Source organism: Pseudomonas sp. 8_5_2 (assembly GCF_059295255.1).
Genome location: NZ_CM181238.1, coordinates 2,129,643 through 2,149,763 on the forward strand (window position 1 = coordinate 2,129,643; position 20,121 = coordinate 2,149,763).

Below are 20,121 nucleotides of genomic sequence, written 5' to 3' on the forward strand. Positions count from 1 at the left end.
GATGAATCTCCAGACATTAAATTTTCAGTAGTGCAATGCGGCGAAAGCTACGGAGCACGGACAACATCATAGTCTAATTCTGCGCGTGTAGCGCCTTTTACATTCATCAGAAGCTGATTCAGCTCAAATAAATGCTCGCCAACCCCGCTTTAAGGCTTCAGCTATGGGGTGTGCAGGCCTTTTTTACAACGTTTTGGGCCTTGGCCATCAGCTTGGCATCCACCCCGTCACTACTATCGAGGTCGGCAATCTCTGCATCGGTGAAGTTTTTCTTGATGGCTTGCGCGCCGCACGAGCAGTGCTTGGTTGCCATTTCGGCGCTCACGCCCTGGTTTGTCGCTACCTGCCGGCACTGGGTCATGTAGTCTTTCTCCTTACCTGGCGGGAAATCACCTGCGTGAGCCGCCAGCGGCAGCAGGGCGCTCATGGCACATACGGCCAGAAGGGACTGAAATCTCATAACCGGTTACTCCTTGGGTCAAGGTCTCATCAAGAGTAGGTTGCTTCCCAAAGTCTGAGCGGTATTTTTCCGCGTTAGTTCACCGCTTCGGCGCAATTGCCAAATATTTCTGCTTGGGGTGCAACCCGCGTGCTAGCATGCTCGGCTTGTGGTCGCACTGTGCCGGCTGCAGCTATCTTTTTTCTTTCCAGTCACTCTGGTTCGCCCCTGACAAGCCGAAAGGCTTCTGCCACTGTGAGGCAGGCTTCCTTGATGAAGGAAGGCAGGCCGGATCTTGTACTGGCTCATCCCAACCCACGTGACCTTTGGTAGGGGTCACCACTAGGAGAGGAGGCGCCATGCCCGTAATTACTCTTCCCGATGGCAGTCAACGTTCGTTCGATCACGCCGTATCCGTAGCCGACGTTGCCGCTTCGATCGGTGCCGGCCTGGCCAAGGCCACCGTCGCCGGCAAGGTCGACGGCAAACTGGTCGACGCCTGCGACCTGATCAACCACGACGCCACCCTGCAGATCATCACCCCTAAAGATGAAGAGGGACTGGAGATCATCCGTCACTCGTGTGCCCACCTGGTCGGCCACGCGGTGAAGCAGCTTTACCCGACCGCCAAAATGGTGATCGGCCCGGTCATCGACGAAGGCTTCTACTACGACATCGCCTACGAGCGGCCCTTCACCCCGGAAGACATGGCCGCCATCGAAAAGCGCATGATGCAGCTGATCGAAAAAGACTACGACGTGATCAAGAAGGTCACGCCGCGTGCCGAAGTCATCGACGTGTTCACCACCCGTGGCGAAGACTACAAGCTGCGCCTGGTCGAAGACATGCCGGATGAACAGGCCATGGGCCTGTACTACCACGAAGAATACGTCGACATGTGCCGCGGCCCGCACGTGCCCAACACCCGCTTCCTCAAGGCATTCAAGCTGACCAAGCTGTCCGGCGCCTACTGGCGCGGCGATGCCAGGAACGAGCAGCTGCAACGCGTGTACGGCACTGCCTGGGCTGACAAGAAGCAGCTGGCAGCCTACATCCAGCGCATCGAAGAAGCCGAAAAACGCGACCACCGCAAGATCGGCAAGCAGCTCGACCTGTTCCACCTGCAGGAAGAAGCCCCGGGCATGGTGTTCTGGCACGCCAATGGCTGGACGGTGTACCAGGTGCTTGAGCAGTACATGCGCCAGGTTCAGCGCGCCAACGGCTACCTGGAAATCAAGACCCCGCAGGTTGTCGACCGCATTCTCTGGGAGCGTTCCGGCCACTGGTCCAACTACGCCGAGAACATGTTCACCACTTCGTCGGAAAGCCGTGACTACGCGGTAAAACCGATGAACTGCCCGTGCCACGTGCAGGTGTTCAACCAGGGCCTTAAAAGCTACCGCGACCTGCCGCTGCGCCTGGCCGAGTTTGGTGCCTGCCACCGTAACGAGCCTTCCGGCGCCCTGCACGGCATCATGCGCGTGCGTGGCTTCGTACAGGACGATGCGCACATCTTCTGCACCGAAGAACAGGTGAAGAAAGAAGCCGCAGACTTCATCAAGCTGACCCTGGACGTGTACAAGGACTTCGGCTTCAGCGACATCGCCATGAAGTTGTCCACGCGTCCGGCCAAGCGCGTCGGTTCCGAAGAGCTGTGGGACCGCGCTGAGTCAGCGCTGGCCGACGCCCTGAACGAATCGGGCCTTGAGTGGGAATACCAGCCGGGCGAGGGCGCCTTCTACGGCCCGAAAATCGAGTTTACCCTGCGCGATTGCCTCGGCCGTAACTGGCAGTGTGGTACCCTGCAGTACGACCCGAACCTGCCAGAGCGCCTGGATGCCAGCTATATCGCCGAAGATAACAGCCGTGTGCGCCCGGTCATGCTGCACCGCGCCATCCTCGGGTCGTTCGAGCGCTTCATCGGCATGCTGATCGAGCACTACGCTGGCGTGTTCCCGGCGTGGCTGGCACCGACCCAGGCGGTGATCATGAATATCACCGACAAGCAGGCCGATTTCGCCCTCGAGGTAGAGAAATCTCTGAACGGTAGCGGTTTCCGTGCCAAGTCGGACTTGAGAAATGAGAAGATCGGCTTTAAAATCCGCGAGCATACTTTGCTCAAGGTCCCGTACCTTTTGGTTATAGGGGACCGCGAAGTCGAAACGCAAACCGTCGCTGTGCGCACTCGCGAAGGCGCTGACCTGGGCTCCATGCCCGTCGCCCAATTCGCAGAGCTGCTGACACAAGCGGTTTCCCGGCGTGGTCGCCAAGAATCGGAGTAATGACTATTAAGCGTGAAATGAGAAACGATAAGCGTGCTGTACCGAAGGCCCCGATCAACGAGAATATCTCGGCCCGCGAGGTTCGGTTAATTGGCGCAGACGGCGAGCAGGTTGGCATCGTCTCGATTGATGAAGCGCTGCGTATCGCTGATGAAGCGAAGCTGGACCTGGTAGAAATCTCTGCAGACGCGGTACCACCGGTCTGCAAGGTCATGGACTACGGCAAGCACATCTTCGAAAAGAAGAAGCAGGCCAACGAAGCCAAGAAAAACCAGAAGATCATCCAGGTCAAAGAAATCAAGTTTCGTCCAGGGACGGAGGATGGGGATTACCAGGTAAAACTACGCAACCTGGTACGTTTCCTTACCGATGGGGACAAGGCCAAGATCTCTCTGAGATTCCGTGGTCGTGAGATGGCCCACCAGGAGCTGGGCATGGAGCTGTTGAAGCGGGTTGAAGCTGACCTCGCCGAATACGGCACCGTTGAGCAGCATCCTAAGATGGAAGGACGCCAGCTTATGATGGTCATCGCCCCCAAAAAGAAGAAGTAATCTCCCGGGCACGGCAGGCCTGATGATTATTGTGTAATTTTTTTCGAATGCGGAGTTCAACATGCCAAAAATGAAAACCAAAAGCGGTGCTGCGAAGCGCTTCCTGAAGACAGCTTCGGGCTTCAAGCACAAGCACGCTTTCAAGAGCCACATCCTGACCAAAATGTCGACCAAGCGTAAGCGTCAACTGCGTGGTAGCAGCTTGCTGCACCCGTCCGACGTGGCGAAAGTCGCGCGCATGCTGCGCGTTCGTTAATTCTGGTTAAGATAGAGGAAGTTACTCATGGCTCGTGTTAAGCGCGGCGTTATCGCTCGTAAGCGTCACAAAAAAATTCTGAAACTGGCTAAAGGTTACTACGGTGCACGTTCGCGCGTATTCCGTGTAGCCAAGCAAGCGGTCATCAAGGCAGGCCAATACGCCTACCGCGACCGTCGCCAGAAGAAGCGTCAGTTCCGCGCACTGTGGATTGCTCGTATCAACGCCGGTGCCCGCGTTAACGGTCTGTCCTACAGCCGTTTCATCGCTGGTCTGAAAAAGGCTTCGATCGAAATCGACCGTAAGGTTCTGGCTGATCTGGCAGTGAACGAAAAAGCGGCGTTTGCTGCGATTGTCGAGAAAGCTAAAGCCGTTCTGGCTTAAGTACCCGCGACAATCACCCGGCGGCGCTAGCGCCGTCGGGCATTGAACGTCATCGATAGGGGAAGAGCCTTCAAAGCTCTTCCCCTATTTTCGTATCTGGAGTCTGTACATGGAAAACCTGGATGCGCTGGTCTCCCAAGCCCTTGAGGCCGTGGAGCGCGCTGAAGACATCAATGCCCTGGAACAGATCCGGGTTAATTATCTCGGCAAGAAGGGCGAGCTGACCCAGGTGATGAAGACCCTGGGCAACCTGCCAGCCGAAGAGCGGCCGAAAGTCGGCGCGCTGATCAACGACGCCAAAGAGCGCGTCACCGTTGTGCTCAATGCCCGCAAGGCCGCCTTTGAAGAGGCTGAGCTCAGCGCTCGCCTGGCTGCCGAATGCATTGACGTCACCCTGCCAGGCCGCGGCCAGGCCACCGGTGGCCTGCACCCGATCACCCGTACACTCGAGCGCATCGAGCAGTTCTTCACCCACATCGGCTACGGCATTGCCGAGGGCCCAGAGGTCGAAGACGACTACCACAACTTCGAAGCGCTCAACATCCCCGGCCACCACCCGGCCCGGGCGATGCACGACACCTTCTACTTCAATGCCAACATGCTGCTGCGCACCCATACCTCGCCGGTGCAGGTGCGGACCATGGAGTCCAGCCAGCCGCCGATCCGCATTGTCTGCCCGGGCCGCGTCTATCGCTGCGACTCGGATATCACCCACTCGCCGATGTTCCACCAGGTCGAAGGCCTGCTGATCGATCGCGATATCAACTTCGCCGACCTCAAGGGCACCATCGAAGAATTCCTGCGGGTATTCTTCGAAAAAGAACTGGCGGTACGTTTCCGCCCATCGTTCTTCCCCTTCACCGAGCCGTCCGCCGAAGTCGACATCCAGTGCGTGATGTGTTCCGGCAACGGCTGCCGCGTGTGCAAGCAAACCGGCTGGCTCGAAGTCATGGGCTGCGGCATGGTGCACCCAAGCGTGCTGCGCATGTCCGGCATCGACCCTGAAGAGTTCCAGGGCTTCGCCTTCGGCATGGGCGCCGAGCGCCTGGCCATGCTGCGCTATGGCGTCAACGATTTGCGTCTGTTCTTCGACAACGACCTGCGCTTCCTCGCGCAATTCCGCTAGGTCAATGCCGACGCAACTTTCAGGAGAACAGCATGAAATTCAGTGAACAGTGGCTGCGCGGTTGGGTAAACCCGCAAGTCTCCCGTGACGAACTGGTCGCCCGCCTGTCCATGGCCGGCCTCGAAGTCGACAGCGTTACCCCCGCTGCCGGCCAGTTCAGCGGCATTGTCGTGGGCGAAATCCTCGCCACCGAACAACACCCGGACGCCGACAAGCTGCGCGTGTGTCAGGTGACCAACGGCCAGGAAACCTTCCAGGTCGTGTGCGGCGCGCCTAACGCCCGCCCAGGCATCAAGGTGCCATTCGCCATGATCGGCGCCGAGCTGTCTGGCGACTTCAAGATCAAGAAGGCCAAGCTGCGCGGCGTCGAGTCGTTCGGCATGCTGTGCTCGGCTGCAGAGCTGGAAATCAGCGAAGAAAACGACGGCCTGCTGGAACTGGCTGCCGACGCCCCGGTGGGTGAAAACATTCGCACCTACCTGAGCCTGGACGACGCCAGCATCGAAATCGGCCTTACGCCGAACCGCGGTGACTGCCTGTCCATCGCTGGCCTGGCCCGCGACGTCAGCGCCCTGTACGACACCCCGGTCACTCGCCCGGTGGTGCCTGCCGTCGCGCCGGCCCACGACGAAGTGCGCCCGGTCGAAGTCAGCGCCCCGGCTGCCTGCCCACGCTACCTGGGCCGCGTTATTCGTAACGTCGACCTGAGCAAGCCGACCCCGCTGTGGATGGTCGAGCGCCTGCGCCGCAGCGACGTGCGCAGCATCGACGCCGCCGTCGACATCACCAACTACGTGATGCTCGAACTCGGCCAGCCGATGCACGCCTTCGACCTGGCAGAAATCAACGGCGGCATCCGCGTACGCATGGCCGAAGAGGGCGAAAAACTCGTCCTGCTCGACGGCCAGGAAGTGGCCCTGCGCGCCGACACCCTGGTAATCGCCGACCACACCCGCGCCCTGGCCATCGCCGGCGTAATGGGTGGCGAGCACAGTGGTGTGAACACCGAAAAAACCCGCGACCTGTTCCTCGAAAGCGCCTTCTTCGAGCCGATTTCCGTCGCTGGTAAAGCCCGTTCCTACGGCCTGCACACCGATGCCTCGCACCGCTACGAGCGCGGCGTCGATTCGCAGCTGGCCCGCGAAGCCATGGAGCGCGCCACCGCGCTGCTGCTGGACATCGTTGGCGGCGAAGCCGGCCCGATCGTCGAAGCCGTCAGCCAGCAGCACCTGCCACAAGTGGCCCCGGTGACCCTGCGCGACGAGCGCATCACCCAGATGCTCGGCATGCAAATGGACCCAGCCCAGGTCGAGCAACTGCTCAACGCCCTGGAACTGACCACCACCCGTGAAGGGGAAGGGCAGTGGACCGTCAGCGTGCCAAGCCATCGCTTCGACATCAGCCTGGAAGTAGACCTGATCGAAGAGCTGGCCCGCCTGTACGGCTACAACAACCTGCCGGTTCGCTACCCGCAAGCCCGCCTGGCCCCGCAAGGCAAGCCGGAAACCCGCGGTGACCTGCCAACCCTGCGCCGCCTGCTGGTTGCCCGCGGCTATCAGGAAGCCATCACCTACAGCTTCGTCGACCCGAAACTGTTCGAGCTGTTCAGCCCGGGCGTAGAGCCGCTGCTGCTGGCCAACCCCATCTCCAGCGACATGGCCGCCATGCGCGCGTCCCTGTGGCCAGGCCTGGTCAAGGCACTGCAGCACAACCTGAACCGCCAGCAAGACCGCGTGCGCCTGTTCGAAAGCGGCCTGCGCTTTGTCGGCCAGCTGGGTGACCTGCAGCAGCAGCCAATGATCGCCGGCGTTATCACCGGCAGCCGCCTGCCAGAAGGCTGGGCCAACGGCCGCGACAGCGTCGACTTCTTCGACGTCAAAGCCGACGTCGAAGCCCTGCTGGGCTACTCCGGTGCACTGGCCGACTTCACCTTCAGCGCCGGCAAGCACCCAGCCCTGCACCCAGGCCAGACCGCCGCCATCGAGCGCGACGGCAAACTGGTCGGCTACCTCGGCGCCATCCACCCAGAGCTGGCCAAAGCCCTGGACCTGGACCGCCCGGTGTTCCTGTTCGAGCTGGTGCTGGGTGAAGTGGTCGAAGGCCGCCTGCCGAAATTCAGCGAACTGTCCAGGTTCCCGGAAACCCGACGCGACCTGGCCTTGATCGCCGGCCGTGATGTGGCTTCCAGCGCGGTGCTTGAATTAATTCGTGACAATGCAGGCGAATGGCTCACAGACCTCAGGCTGTTTGATGTCTACCAAGGTAAAGGCATTGATCCTGATAGAAAAAGCCTTGCCGTCGGCTTGACCTGGCAGCATCCATCGCGCACTCTTAACGACGATGAGGTGAACACTACCCTGCAAAACATCCTCACCTCGCTCGAACAAAGGTTGAACACCACGTTAAGGAAATAACGGCATGGGTGCTCTGACGAAAGCTGAGATGGCCGAAAGGCTGTACGAGGAGCTAGGGCTTAACAAGCGTGAGGCCAAGGAGCTGGTCGAGCTGTTTTTCGAAGAAATTCGGCACGCACTTGAAGAGAACGAGCAGGTCAAGCTGTCCGGTTTCGGCAACTTCGACCTTCGCGACAAACGCCAGCGGCCGGGCCGCAACCCCAAAACCGGGGAAGAGATCCCGATCACTGCACGGCGCGTCGTCACCTTTCGTCCAGGGCAGAAGTTGAAGGCCCGGGTTGAGGCCTATGCTGGAAGCAAGCCATAACGACGAACTGCCCCCCATACCGGGCAAACGCTACTTCACCATTGGTGAAGTAAGCGAGCTTTGCGCGGTAAAGCCGCACGTGCTGCGGTATTGGGAGCAGGAGTTCGATCAGCTGAACCCGGTTAAGCGGCGGGGGAATCGGCGGTATTATCAGCGGCAAGACGTGCTGATGATTCGGCAGATTCGGGCCTTGCTGTATGAGCAGGGGTTCACCATTGGCGGGGCGCGGTTGCGGCTCTCCAGTGATGAGGCCAAGGATGAATCTAGCCAGTACAAGCAGCTGATTCGGCAGATGATTGTCGAGTTGGAGGATGTGCTGGTGGTGTTGAAGAAGTGAGCCTGGGTTTTTCTGATGAGTGGAAATTTTTTTGAGAAAAAGCTTTCACTTATCAGATGGTTAGGGTACATTCTTCAACGTTCTCGGCAGGATTGAGAACATGCTTCAAGCCCAGTCGGGGCGTAGCGCAGCCCGGTAGCGCACTTGCATGGGGTGCAAGGGGTCGAGTGTTCGAATCACTCCGTCCCGACCAAAAAACTCCAAAGAATCCAGTCACTTAACGGTGACTGGATTTTTTTATGGCTATGGTTTTTTGCGGTGAATTCATTTTTGCCCCACTTTTTGCCCCACCGCGAAATCTCTTGAGTTTGTTGGCTTGTTATTGGTTCCTCTTAGATTGTCTGACCTTCAGCCAAGTGCTTACTCAGGGTTTCGCGTGAAAATCAGGTGTTACCAGGTGGTGTACGCCTTTCAGGATACGTCTATCGGCTGCTGACAATGACCGCGTGGCGGTCTGATCAATGCAGTTTTTAGGGCGACAACAAGCCTGGCTTATCCAGTCCGAGTATCCGAGTCCATGTGCCACTGCTTCAGCTCCAGACCCTGCTGAGCAAGCCAGGCTTTGAAGGCGGCATATTCCTCGTCGAAGTCTGGCTCGTCGGGGTGGCTCCACCATCCGTCTTGGTCGCGCTCGACTGCCACACGTTGGATCAGCTTGATTCTTCAGGCATGACGTTTCCTTAAGCTGATGAATTCAGCTTTCTTTGGGAATAAGACAGGGGGTTTGATGGTCTAGATGGCAGACGGCCAGCAAAACCCTACTTAAACGAAAGTGGGCTGCGCGCGTTATGAGGAAAAATTAAATGCTTAATGCCGACCAGAAATATCGTGCATATCAGCTCCTAAAGGAGCTTGATAAGACGACTTCGTTGCTCATGAATCGTGTGGCGTACAGCCATGGCGCAAAGCTTTGCTGGAGTGAAGATCTCGAGTCTCAACGCAAAGCCTTTGAGGACTGGATGCATTTCGCTAGAACTATAAGCGACGATCTGTAAAGATTTTCGAAGAAAATTGTACAATAATATTAAGATGTACAGGTTTTGGCCGATTGTCAGTTTCAGTTCTCAATGTTGCAATTTCCGCTTGTCTGTCGGGATATATTCGTTATTTTTGGTTTCTAGTAAGGAATACAGATCAAATTTAACGGAGGAATTATGAGAACTCGAGGACAAGCGTATTGGGATTGGGCAGACCCGAGTCTTCACCACCGCTCCCATGACGAGATCCTTGACGATGGCACTCAGATTGATGTGCAAGTCAGGTTATCTCGCACAGGCAACACGCAGTTGTTCATCGGTGTCTATGCTCAATCAGGTATTGCATTGTACGAACAGGCTTTCGATTCCCGGCCCGGAGAGTCAATGACCAAAGCGCTGGCTTGGGGCGTGGGACGTGCTCGCGTATTCGCTTGTGAGCCATCTTCAACCAAATCTACGTCAGCTTTGGCAAGTGGAAGGTAGCGACAGGACGTTCGGAGGACAGACCAATGTCATCAGCCAACGAAGTGGAAATTCAGCTTGAGCAAGCGTTGCTCTCAGTACTTGCGGCAGCGGACCAGTTGGGGGTGGACCCGGAAGACCTGCGACTCGTAGCCATCGGCGGCATCTTGGGTCACGGCTCGTGGAGCTGGGTGGATAATGACCAGGCGCTAGGTACCGTTGCAGTCCTGAATCGTGCTGCGGAGACTTTGGAGTTACATTAGGTGGCGCATAGATTCCATTTCATGGCAGGAGCACAGATGTGCTCCTGCCAGCATTTTCGCTACAGGATAGCGTGCGGCTGTAGAGCGAGACCCTTCACTGCCTCGCGGTAAATGAATTTGATATTGTCCCAAAGGGATCGTCTGGCGCTGAGCATATTCACCCTCGCCATCGCAGATCTCGCACCCCTCTCTTGGCTCGTCCAGTTCGAGGCATTCAGGGCATTCGCGGGTTACCTTCAGCTTGAACTCGCCAAGCAATAGGGCTTTGGCTCCATTCTCGGCGATGGGCCGCCTGGGCATGATGCAGTACCCTTCAGGAATCAATGCAGCCGGCGCGCTCGATTCCGTCATCGGGCCAAGACCCACGACCGGCAGCCCAGTAGCCGCCGCATCCCTCTCTGCCTGGCGGTGCCGATCAGCAAAACATTACATGAGTGGATGTTGGCCCAGCGCCACCTAGTGCCCGACGGATCAGCCACGGCCAAAGCCCTCGATTACAGCCTGAATCGCTGGGTAGCGCTGACGCGCTACCTGGGCGATGGGGCTGTGCCCATCGACAACAACCAGGTTGAGAACCAGATACGGCCATGGGCGCTCGGACGCTCGAACTGGTTATTTGCCGGGTCGCTACGCAGCGGGAAACGGGCGGCTGCAATCATGAGCCTGATCCAGTCAGCGCGGCTGAATGGTCATGATCCGTACGCCTATCTAAAGGATGTTCTCACGCGCCTGCCGACGCAGCGCGCGAGTGAGCTTAATAAGCTGCTGCCGCACAGGTGGGCACCTGTTTAATCGCGCAGGGTGTTTTGTCCTTAGGTCTTCCCTGGCATCTACATTTTGCGCCACACCAAAGCAGGAATTGCTCGGATGTAAATTAGTTCGCTGACCAACTCAATCAGAGTTTGAGTAATGACTGCTGCCGCAGCGAGCCCTCTGATTTCCTCGGGCAAGGCCAATGCCAATGGTAGAACTACCAATGAGTTTCGTGTCGAGCTGCTGAAAGCGACTGATCTTGCCGTGCTAGCCGGTAACTTAAACGCCCGAGCCACCAGCGCACCCACCACGGGTGCCAAGAGCATGAAACCAATGTAGACGGGAATAACAGGCAGCAGCTTGTCCATGTCTCTGACCACCGTTGAAATCTGAGAGCCGATCACTACGACCAATACAGCCGCCATAGCTGGCACAGGCATCCAAGCCCATACATTGTTCCAGCCCTCAACGACGCGTGACCCCTTTGCCCCGGCAGCTGTTGCTACTGCCAAGACCAAGGGTAAAGCGATCAGCACTACGAAGGCCTCAACAAATAGGCCGACCGATATAACCACCGCCGAGTCATCACTCACCATGAAGGCTAGATAGAGGGGTAGTAGCACAAGCTGAAGCACGAGTAGTAATGGCGTTGCCGCCAGAGTCAGTTTGGAGTCGCCCTTACCGATATGGGTAAACACCACAACATAATCGATACAAGGCGTCAGCAAGACCAATAGTGCGCCCACCAATATCGCCGGGTGGTCGGCTAGGCCCATCGTCAACGCCCAAACCAACAGGGGGATGGCGACGAAATTGGCGGTCAGCAGCGCGGTCATGAAACGCTTGTTTGCAAGCCCTTTGCGGAGATCCAGGAATGGGATCTGTAGAAACATGGCGTACATCAGCACAGCAATGGCTGGTGTCACCAACGCACCTAACGCTTGAGAGGCATCAGGTGCGAGCAGGCCTCCGATAGCCGCGACAATGACCGCGACGAAGTAAACGGGAATCTGGTTCTTCTCTAGCTGCTCTCTGTCCACGGAATGCCCTTAAAACGCGTGAAATCATTTTTCGATTGAGCAGGTTAATATCTGTAGCTACTACAGGTTCAAGAAAATGCTTGGGGAGTTTGGATGTCAGGAATCGGAGCACTGTCGAAATCAACGGGTTGCCACATTGAAACGATTCGCTACTACGAGAAAATAGGCCTTCTCCCTCCGGCCCTACGGTCGACAGGGCGGCATCGAATCTATACCGAAAAGCATCGGTCACGACTCATCTTCATCAGGCAGAATCGTGAACTGGGCTTTCCACTCGACGATATCCGCGAACTCATTGCGCTCGCGGCAGATGCTGATCGTCCGTGTGCTGATGCGTTGTCAGTGGTCAAGAAGCACTTGGCAGAAGTGGAATCTAAGGTAGCTAAGCTCCAGCAGATCCGGATAGAGCTGCTCTCAATGACAGGCACGTGTGAGTCAACATGCCTAGGCTCGAACACTCCAGACTGTACGATTGTTGAGTCACTGTTCGAACCCGTTGCTGGGGCTCGCTCTGGTTGCTGCTCCTAGACGAGTCAAGAGCATAGGGGGAGCAAGCTGCCGTCGAAACCGAATAGCGCGATAGTCTCGACAGGGTGTTTCGAGCGTCCGTCTACACCAAACGGGCTGGTGCAAGATGTGTTCGGCAGACGCTTACCTACGGACGTCTTGCCGACCTCTACATACCTAGACCCAGAAATGCACATCCGTACCCTGAGGATCGCTTCGCGCCACATACCCGAGGCAGGAGCCGTATGCGGTAGTTCCGCACGTACGGATCTGTGCGGGGGGTGGCAGGTAACTGCCATCCCTACCGAGACCACTTGTTTAGCTGCAGGCACTCCTGAGCCTCGCCCGCTTCCCAAGTTTACGTGCAGATACCATCTGCCTCCGAACGGATAAAGGACATGATCATTGAAGAAAAACGCTCCCGGTAAGGTCTCGCAGCAGGGCAGAATTTTTGAACAGGCATAGGAGTTTAACCTCAAAATTAAAACGCCTGAGGGAATGATCATGGACCTTTACGGGCTATCTAATCTAGAAATTCTCCAGCTGATAGAGCGCGCGTTTCTACCAGATGTCTGCAGGTGCACGTTAGCTGGAGACCTCCTGAGCTTGAGCCTTACGAGCTATCGCGACCCCAAAAAAAGTGTTGTGCTGCAGGCGGTTGATTCACAGGTCCTTAATTCCGCCCGTGAAATTGCCGGTTTGATTGCAGATGCACGGATTCAACTCGCAGGACTGACGGCAGTAGACGTGGTGCACGTAGCTGTTTCTGTAGAAGTGGGGCCACGGCGCGACCCGTAGGCCGCCCTGGCGATAGAGTACGTTGCGGTTCGGCGGTGCTCACGGCTGAGCCTCAGTGGAATAACATATGAATTTACGAAATGCGTAATCCTTCGATAGTTTCTATCAGTACCTCATACTGCACAGGCTTGGTCAGGTGCTGATCAAATCCGGATAGAGTAGAGGATACCTTGTCACCATAGCCCGAAAGAGCGATGGCAGGCGTCTTCTGCAAATGGTTGATCTTGCGCAGTTCACCAACCAGTTGATGTCCATCCATACCCGGCATGCCAATGTCCGAGATAATGACATCGTAGTGGGTAACTTTGGCGTGCTCGACCACTTGCAAGGGATCATGAAATGCCGTCACCACAGCTTCTTCCATTTCAAGTAACTGTTGCATGACGTCCAATATTTCGGTCGAGTCGTCGACGAGCAAAATCTTGATGCCATGCAACCGCGCAGCTTGCACCGGATCCTGGGAAGGCCCATTGACCGATGACTGAGCACAAAGCGGCAAAGTGACGGTGAAGGTACAGCCAAGGCCGATACCTGCGGAAGAGGCCGCAACGCTTCCACCATGGGCTTCAACCAGCTGACGAACCAAAGACAAGCCAATGCCAAGGCCTTCCCGCTTGTGCGTGGAATGCTGATGCGTGGCTTGACTGAACAGGTTGAATACACGATCCAGATCCTGTTTCGTCAGCCCGACCCCGTTATCGACAAACTGCAGTTTCACCGTGTCGTTCACTTGCTTGACAATAATCTGGATGACGGGATGCGCTGCGCTGAACTTCAGGGCATTGTTGAGTAGATTCCAAATCACTTGTTCAAGGCGCGTGACATCGCCGTTCACCCAGCAGTCACCCCTGGCCTCAGGCTCGATCTCGAGCGTGATGTGGCCTTCAGGACATTCGCTGGAGGCGACGGCAAAGATTTCTTCCAGGATGGCCGTGATTTCAACCGGCTGCTTTTTGAGTTTCAGTTTGCCTGTGCGAATACGGGCGACGTCCAGCAAGTCGTCAATGATACGCGCTTGGCTGGCAACCGCATCACTGATGGTGTCCACGGCCTTGCTGGCGCGCTCCGCTGCCCGAACTGCCGGTACGCGTCGCAAGATTTCAGCATTGAGCTGTATCAAGTTTAACGGGTGCTTCAGCTCATGAGACATCACAGCGAAAAATTCGTCCTTCATGTGACTGTTGGTCTGGGTTTCTTTGAGGATACGGCTTTGCTGCTCTTGCATGCGCTTGTGCCCAGTGAGGTCGCGGGCAATTTTTACATAACCGCTGAGTGAGTCGCTTGTCAAAGTGGCGACTTCGCCACTGCAGTAGAAGCGTTCGCCCCCTTTACGCACATGCCAACGCTCGTCTAGGCAGCGGCCCTCCAGGTGGGCCTTGCGCAGCTCCTCTGCCGGTACGCCGCTGGCGCGGTCTTCGGCGCAAAAGATCAGCTCAAAGTATTTGCCGATAACTTCCTCTTTGACATAACCAAAAATCATCTCTGCGCCCGTGTTCCAGTCGCTGATCATGCCGTGTTCGTCCATGACAATGATGGCGAAATCGTGAGTGCTTTCCGCTACCAAGCGCATGCGTTCCTGCCCCAGCCGCAGGCTTTCTTCAGCGGCGCGGCGCTTGGTAATATCGATGAACGTCAGGACCGTCCCATTGATCAGGTTTTCGTTTGACCGGTACGGCAGCAAGCGGGCGATATACCAGCGTTGGTTGTTACTGGGGACTTCGCGTTCGATGATATTCAACGTTTCAAATACAGCCGCCGCATCGTCGGTAAGCTGCGGATAATCCAGCCGGTGGGTAATGTCTAGCAAGGAGCGGCCCGTGTCGCTGGTCAACATGTTGAAAATATCGGTAGTACGAGGCGTGAACCAACGAATGCGCATACTTTTATCGACAAAGATGGTCGCGATGTCGGTGGACGCTATCAAATTGCTAAGGTAGTCGTTGACTTTGTCGGTTTCTTCGACTTTGGTCTTCAGCTCGTAGTTGACGGTTAAGAGTTCTTCATTGATCGACTGCAGCTCTTCCTTACTGGTTTCCAATTCCTCCGTAGCTGAGCGCAGCTCTTCGTTGATGGCTTGGGCTTCCTCGTTCGAGGCTTTGAGTTCCTCACTCGAGACTTCCGACTGTTCAATGGTCTCCTGAAGCTGAAGTTTGGTTTGATGCAGTTCCTTTTCCAGCACGGCCAAGGCAGGGTTGTCCGCGCTCGACGGTGCCTCTTGCCGCTCAGGCGAAGACGGCGGGCCAACCTGAAAGACGACCAGGAACACGTCATGATCGGTGGCTTCGTCGCGGTATGGCTCAATGAGCACGCGTACACGTTCGTCGCCGAGTGTCGCCACGCGCGAGCTCGCGCGCTTACCGCTTTGCTGGGCCTGGTAAAGCGTTGTGCGTAACTCCAGACGCAGCGCAGGGTCGATCAAATTGACCAGATTACGGTTAACTTCACCGGCGACATAACGCAGAAAGCGCCCCACCCCGTTGTCCAAGTGCAGAATATCCAAATTGCCGTCGACCACCAGGCTGGGCGGCTGGATGCTTTCCAGGGCGCGCCGATGGATATCGGCAAAGGAAATTTTCCCGGCACGCTTGGGCACCACTGGCACTGACTCATCGATGCCGCTGCGTACATAGCCTGCACGTGGAATGGTAGGCGAACGCCGTTCCGTACTGCTGAGCTTCGCGCGATAAATACGATTGCGCTTATCAATGGCGACAAACAGTTCAGGACACACATCGGCGGACTCGGATGAGCCCAGAAACAGGTAGCCACCGGTGCGAAGCGCGAAATGGAACATTTGAAGGATTTCGCGTTGAACTTCGCGGTCGAGGTAAATCATCAAGTTGCGGCAGACAATCAAGTCGATTTGCGAGAACGGCGGATCCGCCAGGATGTTGTGCTTGGCAAACAATACGACATCGCGCACTTCCTTGTTGATCCGGTAGTGCGATCCTTCCTTGACGAAGTAGTGGCGTAAACGGGTAGGTGGGACGTCGGTCAAAATGGCTTCGGAGAACTGCCCGGCGCGGCCTTTGGCAATGGCGCGCTCATCCACATCGGTGGCGAACAGCTGAATTTTGCGCTCGCTGTTTTCCAGCGACTGATGCTCCATTGCCAAGATCGCGAGGCTATAGGCTTCTTCACCGCTCGAACAACCTGCCGACCAGATGCGAATCTCTTCTCGCTGGGAAGGGTTCTGAGGCTTTCGTGCGAAAATTTCGCCGAGAACGCTTCGTTCCAACGCTTCAAACGCTTCACGATCGCGGAAGAAATTGGTGACGCCAATCAACATGTCACCTAATAGCGCCTTGGCTTCTTCGGCATGGGTTTCAATGTAGGTGAGGTAGGCGGCCAGGTCAGCTTGGGTCGTCACCTGCAGGCGACGCTCGAGTCGCCTCAGCACTGTCGCGCGCTTGTAGTGTTTGAAATCATGCCCGGTACGGTTACGCAGCACAGCGAGTATTTGCCCCAGCAGGTATTCATCGTCATATTCGGGGGAAACCGCGACGGCGTCGCAAGGCTGGAAGGCATTGGAGGCGGGGAGTCGAATCGTTTGAGCGTTGCGCCACAGATCGAGCAGTTTTTGCGGCATCTCGGCAACTGGCAATATGACATCCACCAACTGCGTTTCGATTGCAGCCCGTGGCATGCCATCAAATTCCGCATCCTCCGGGTTCTGCACAAGCGTCACGCCGCCTTGCTCTTTGATTCGCGACAAACCCACCGCGCCGTCCGAACCGGTTCCCGATAGCACCAGGCAAAATGCGCGGTGCTTGTGAACGTCTGCCAGGTCTCGAAAGAACAAATCGATGGCGACATGAGTCCCCTGAGGCCGGGTTGCAACATTGGCGTGCAGGTAGCCATCGTTCATCGCCAATTGCCTGGCAGGCGACAACACGTACACGTGATTAGGCTTGATCTCGCAACGCCCGGTCACCTGTTGAACGGGCATTTTGGTGCTTGAGGCGAGAATTCTGTCGATGACGCTTTCGTGATCGGGCGAGAGATGTAGCACCACCACGAATGCCATACCGTTATCGGCTGGCATGTTCTCGAGAAATTTTTTGAGCGCCTGAATGCCCCCCGCCGACGCACCGATGCCAACCACCGGAAATGGCAGCTCGCTCGGCACTATCTCTTTGCGCTGCGGTAATGCGGTTTTGTTATCGTCAGCGCTCATAGCAGGATTCTCATCGGAAGGACAAAAGCGGCCAGTCTAGTTCAGCCCGACGCGCAACAAAACAGGCATGTAAGGAAGGCCCTTGTTCAGTCGGTGAACGCGAGCGTACGCGGGTGATAATGCTCGTCTTTCGTGGCGGCCGATGCCGGCGCCAGGGTGTGCGCAACGTCGTTGCTGGCCGGGGGCTCAGGGAAGTCCCTGTCGATAACAGCGAGGTGTTCTAATGCATCTGCATAGCAGCGCAGCGCTGAAGCTTTCAGTCGTTTATAGCGTTCGAACTGCTCCGCATCCAATTGGGGGTGAGTCAAAATTTGCTCCGCTTGCTTGAGGCGTCGATGCGCCTCGCCGAGCAGCCGTTGATTCTGTTCAAGAGCAAGGGCTCGGCATCGTTTCAGTTCATTCGCTTCATCAGACTGCATCGCGGCGTTCTCCACAGAATACCCTTTAACTTGTGACTGGGTACGCATCAGTGGGTGCTATCGAATGTGTTCGAAAATCTGCAACGTGTGAGCGCTTAATGCATCGATTTTTTCAACCGATAAGCCGCCTATGGCTTGAGCATGCAAGTGAGCGACAGGCGACGGAATATCCCTCGAATCGGATGCTGACGGATCAGGTACCTGCTGCAGCCGTTTATCCATTTTTCGGCACTCTGCCGAAGGGCAGGTGTTCAACCGTTCACCCAGAGCCTTTCAGGAGTGACGGTCATGCCCCGTGGAGACAAAGACAAATACACCGAGAAGCAAAAACGCAAAGCTGAACACATCGAAGAAAGCTATGAGTACAAAGGCTTTTCCAAAGATGAAGCAGAGTCCCGCGCTTGGGCCACTGTCAACAAACAGTCCGGTGGCGGAGAGAAAAAGGGCGGTTCGGGCAAGCAGACGCCGGCGAGCGAGAAGAAAACAGCGCGCTCCGATTCGGCCAGGCGCGCAGCTAAAACCCGAGAGGGCCACGCACGCACCTCGGGATCTTCGCTGCAAACCCAGACCAAGGAAAGCCTGATGAAGGAAGCCCGCAGCAAAAACATCAAGGGGCGCTCGAGCATGTCCAAGGCGCAATTGATAGAGGCGCTGCAAAAACACGGCTGAATCGCCAGCATGGGTTGCTGCAAGGAGTTTGCATGACGGGCGCCGTTCGCTCACCGTGGTGAAAGCATGCAGTAAATTGCCTGCTTGAACGGGTTGTTGCGCGGGGCCTTCCATTTGCCCGGTCCAAGCGTCCCGTGACAGCTTGCGATCTAGCAGCGCAGGAAAGAAGAACGTGCCTATTTAATTACAAGGCTCCAGCGCGTCGATGAGAGAGGGCACTGATCAGCCCGCGCCAACGACCCGAGCTGATCAGCCATGCCAGCGTGAAGCTAGGTCAGCATGCTGACCTGGCCTCGGTCACGCGAGGTCATTCACTCTTGCGACCACCACCGTGGCTGTGCTGGCCGCCAACGCGGCCGGCTTCGGATGCACGTTCACGGTCATTGGCGAAATTGCCGCCTGAAGCTTTCCCCCCTTTGCGCCCGGCCTCGGACGCCTTCTCCCGATCATTTGCGAAATTGCCTGGGTTGTTTTGAGCAGTGCCGCCTTGATTGCCACGGTTACTTTGATTGTTAGCCATGATCTTTCACCTCATGTCAGCGCACAGGAAAGTCTGTGTTCAACTAGGACGGTAGGCGCGGCGCAATTGTCTCGGGTGATGTGGACATTTACCGATGAGTTGCACTAAAGATAAAGTCGGCAATGTGTTGTGCTCAAATGCTTTGGCATCAATGTATTAGGCAACGTCAACACGCTATTGGCTTGAACCTCCGCGGTGAGGAACCAGTCCATCGTCATATGAGAATGGTGAAAGGAGGCGGGCATGTCCAAGCCAGGCAAGCTCAGGTCAAGAGCAACCGTGCTGTGCTTTCGCGGGGCCAGGGTATTGCTGGTGCGCCGCAAATCGCGCAAATGGAATTTTCCAGGGGGCGGCGTCAAGCCGCACGAGGCCCCGTTGAATGCGGCCATTCGCGAACTCCAAGAGGAAACAGGCATTTGCCGAGAGCACCTGGTACCGCTGTGTACCCTTCGTGCGGGCGATATTGTTCATCACATCTTCACGATGCAGATCGATGAGCGAGACCACCCCGTGCCGCAAAACGAGATCGTGGCGTGTAAGTGGGTGCAGCGCGACAAACTGGCACCGTCTCTGCTCAAGCCCGCTGCTGCCGCACTGCTGGCACGAGAGCTACCGGCACTGATCGCCTGACACGGCTCAAGGACTTGAGCGGCTGTTGGCATCGTTTGGCGTCGGGGACGCGGCAGGGCTATGCACATGCTGGCCGGTCGGGTCAGTGAGCTGAATGATTGTGCCATGCTCCCAACCGTTGGCTGCGGGGTCGACAGGGGGGATCGGTATATCCGCACGTTGGACCTTGCGCTTGCGAGTATCCAGCTGCAATCGCTGATTGCGTTGCCGAACCATGGCTGGGTCGGCCTGCCCATCTGCGGTGAACCCCATCATCAATTGCGGCACACCCAAGGGCAGGCGCTTGTCCTGATCGGTATGCCATGTATGCCACGTCTTGCCATACGTATGGGCCAGCCGGGTCATCAACGCGTGTTCGGCGCTTGCAGGGATGTTGGGTGCGCTCAACTGCCCGGATGACACTTCATACCCGTGGCTGTGCCACATGGCCTTTTCAGCGGCAGGCAGTTTGGCGAACAGGCTGGCATCGATGATGTACTCTACGCCCATGATCTTCGCGTCTTTGGTTGTGCCATCGTAGATCACGCATTGAATGACATCCTCGTTGAGGACAGCGCAGTAATGATGAGCCTCCATTTGTGCGTCTGGCTGGCCATTATAGAAATGAAACCCGTTGAGGTAGGCATTGAGGGCATCGATCGGGGGCTTGGTCTGAAGCACTGCAGCGCCTGCTTCAAGCAGCTGGGTGCCAGCGGTTTCCGGCCTTCCAGGTGCCTCTACGGGAGACTGCGTGGCAACACTGCCGCAGCCCCAGACAAACAGGCTGCAGGCAACAGGAAGGACAGCGCGGAAGGTTTGGATTGCGTGCAT

General features: G+C 56.7%; 19 protein-coding genes, 1 tRNA gene and 2 pseudogenes. 16 read left to right on the forward strand and 6 right to left on the reverse strand.

Going from position 1 to position 20,121, the window contains the following annotated elements; translation table 11 throughout:
* Positions 1-157 precede the first annotated feature (157 nt).
* On the reverse strand, positions 158-460 hold the full coding sequence (locus tag AC5O5R_RS09815; RefSeq protein ID WP_494515230.1) for a hypothetical protein: 303 nt from the start codon (positions 458-460) through the stop codon (positions 158-160).
* A gap of 338 nt (positions 461-798) precedes the next feature.
* On the opposite strand from AC5O5R_RS09815, the gene thrS reads away from it, so the two are divergent.
* From thrS to AC5O5R_RS09875, 12 genes and pseudogenes are all read left to right on the forward strand, one after another.
* A complete protein-coding gene (gene thrS, locus AC5O5R_RS09820; RefSeq protein WP_494515231.1) occupies positions 799-2,721 on the forward strand; it encodes a threonine--tRNA ligase in 1,923 nt (640 codons plus the stop codon).
* A complete protein-coding gene (gene infC / locus AC5O5R_RS09825; protein ID WP_172230002.1) occupies positions 2,721-3,272 on the forward strand; it encodes a translation initiation factor IF-3 in 552 nt (183 codons plus the stop codon). Before thrS ends, infC begins: the two co-directional genes overlap by 1 nt.
* A gap of 61 nt (positions 3,273-3,333) precedes the next feature.
* Positions 3,334-3,528 (forward strand): 50S ribosomal protein L35, encoded by a 195-nt coding sequence (gene rpmI / locus AC5O5R_RS09830; RefSeq protein WP_008100408.1) that lies wholly within the window; start codon positions 3,334-3,336, stop codon positions 3,526-3,528.
* Between the two features lie 27 nt (positions 3,529-3,555).
* Positions 3,556-3,912 (forward strand): 50S ribosomal protein L20, encoded by a 357-nt coding sequence (gene rplT / locus AC5O5R_RS09835; RefSeq protein WP_040069108.1) that lies wholly within the window; start codon positions 3,556-3,558, stop codon positions 3,910-3,912.
* A 109-nt stretch (positions 3,913-4,021) separates the two neighbouring features.
* Complete coding sequence (gene pheS, locus AC5O5R_RS09840) at positions 4,022-5,038, forward strand: phenylalanine--tRNA ligase subunit alpha (protein ID WP_172229999.1); 1,017 nt, start codon at positions 4,022-4,024, stop codon at positions 5,036-5,038.
* 32 nt (positions 5,039-5,070) lie between these two features.
* A complete protein-coding gene (gene pheT, locus AC5O5R_RS09845) occupies positions 5,071-7,452 on the forward strand; it encodes a phenylalanine--tRNA ligase subunit beta (RefSeq protein WP_494515232.1) in 2,382 nt (793 codons plus the stop codon).
* A 4-nt stretch (positions 7,453-7,456) separates the two neighbouring features.
* The gene (gene ihfA / locus AC5O5R_RS09850) at positions 7,457-7,759 is read left to right on the forward strand and encodes an integration host factor subunit alpha (RefSeq protein WP_054887105.1); all 303 of its coding nucleotides are present in this window, start codon (positions 7,457-7,459) and stop codon (positions 7,757-7,759) included.
* The gene (locus tag AC5O5R_RS09855) at positions 7,740-8,096 is read left to right on the forward strand and encodes a MerR family transcriptional regulator (protein ID WP_172229993.1); all 357 of its coding nucleotides are present in this window, start codon (positions 7,740-7,742) and stop codon (positions 8,094-8,096) included. Before ihfA ends, AC5O5R_RS09855 begins: the two co-directional genes overlap by 20 nt.
* Positions 8,097-8,212: 116 nt before the next feature.
* A tRNA-Pro gene (locus tag AC5O5R_RS09860) sits at positions 8,213-8,289 on the forward strand.
* A 961-nt stretch (positions 8,290-9,250) separates the two neighbouring features.
* A complete protein-coding gene (locus tag AC5O5R_RS09865; RefSeq protein ID WP_410927083.1) occupies positions 9,251-9,556 on the forward strand; it encodes a hypothetical protein in 306 nt (101 codons plus the stop codon).
* Between the two features lie 26 nt (positions 9,557-9,582).
* Positions 9,583-9,798 carry a hypothetical protein gene (locus AC5O5R_RS09870; RefSeq protein WP_086975761.1) on the forward strand — a complete coding sequence of 72 codons (216 nt, stop codon included), beginning with the start codon at positions 9,583-9,585 and terminating at the stop codon, positions 9,796-9,798.
* 405 nt (positions 9,799-10,203) lie between these two features.
* Positions 10,204-10,590: pseudogene (locus AC5O5R_RS09875) on the forward strand (IS66 family transposase); the annotation flags it as partial.
* Positions 10,591-10,628: 38 nt separating this feature from the next.
* On the opposite strand, the gene AC5O5R_RS09880 reads toward AC5O5R_RS09875, so the two are convergent.
* Positions 10,629-11,591 carry an arsenic resistance protein gene (locus AC5O5R_RS09880; RefSeq protein ID WP_494515233.1) on the reverse strand — a complete coding sequence of 321 codons (963 nt, stop codon included), beginning with the start codon at positions 11,589-11,591 and terminating at the stop codon, positions 10,629-10,631.
* Positions 11,592-11,684: 93 nt separating this feature from the next.
* On the opposite strand from AC5O5R_RS09880, the gene AC5O5R_RS09885 reads away from it, so the two are divergent.
* Positions 11,685-12,119, forward strand: coding sequence for a MerR family transcriptional regulator (locus AC5O5R_RS09885; protein WP_274883511.1), 435 nt, complete (start codon positions 11,685-11,687; stop codon positions 12,117-12,119).
* A gap of 483 nt (positions 12,120-12,602) precedes the next feature.
* Positions 12,603-12,896, forward strand: coding sequence for a DUF1652 domain-containing protein (locus AC5O5R_RS09890; protein ID WP_410927081.1), 294 nt, complete (start codon positions 12,603-12,605; stop codon positions 12,894-12,896).
* Between the two features lie 73 nt (positions 12,897-12,969).
* On the opposite strand, the gene AC5O5R_RS09895 is transcribed toward AC5O5R_RS09890, so the two are convergent.
* Entirely contained in the window at positions 12,970-17,073 is a 4,104-nt protein-coding gene (locus tag AC5O5R_RS09895; RefSeq protein WP_410927080.1) for a CheR family methyltransferase, read from the reverse strand.
* An 86-nt stretch (positions 17,074-17,159) separates the two neighbouring features.
* Positions 17,160-17,492 (reverse strand): hypothetical protein, encoded by a 333-nt coding sequence (locus AC5O5R_RS09900; RefSeq protein ID WP_494515234.1) that lies wholly within the window; start codon positions 17,490-17,492, stop codon positions 17,160-17,162.
* Between the two features lie 288 nt (positions 17,493-17,780).
* On the opposite strand from AC5O5R_RS09900, the gene AC5O5R_RS09905 reads away from it, so the two are divergent.
* Positions 17,781-18,161, forward strand: a complete 381-nt coding sequence (locus tag AC5O5R_RS09905) for a termination factor Rho (protein ID WP_494515235.1) — start codon at positions 17,781-17,783, stop codon at positions 18,159-18,161.
* A gap of 307 nt (positions 18,162-18,468) precedes the next feature.
* Here AC5O5R_RS09905 and AC5O5R_RS09910 read toward each other — a convergent pair.
* A pseudogene (locus AC5O5R_RS09910) lies at positions 18,469-18,657 on the reverse strand (con-10 family general stress protein); the annotation flags it as partial.
* A gap of 267 nt (positions 18,658-18,924) precedes the next feature.
* Between AC5O5R_RS09910 and AC5O5R_RS09915 the strand changes: the two are divergent.
* On the forward strand, positions 18,925-19,311 hold the full coding sequence (locus AC5O5R_RS09915) for an NUDIX domain-containing protein (RefSeq protein ID WP_494515236.1): 387 nt from the start codon (positions 18,925-18,927) through the stop codon (positions 19,309-19,311).
* Between the two features lie 6 nt (positions 19,312-19,317).
* Here AC5O5R_RS09915 and AC5O5R_RS09920 read toward each other — a convergent pair whose 3' ends face one another.
* The gene (locus AC5O5R_RS09920) at positions 19,318-20,121 is read right to left on the reverse strand and encodes an OBAP family protein (protein ID WP_494515237.1); all 804 of its coding nucleotides are present in this window, start codon (positions 20,119-20,121) and stop codon (positions 19,318-19,320) included.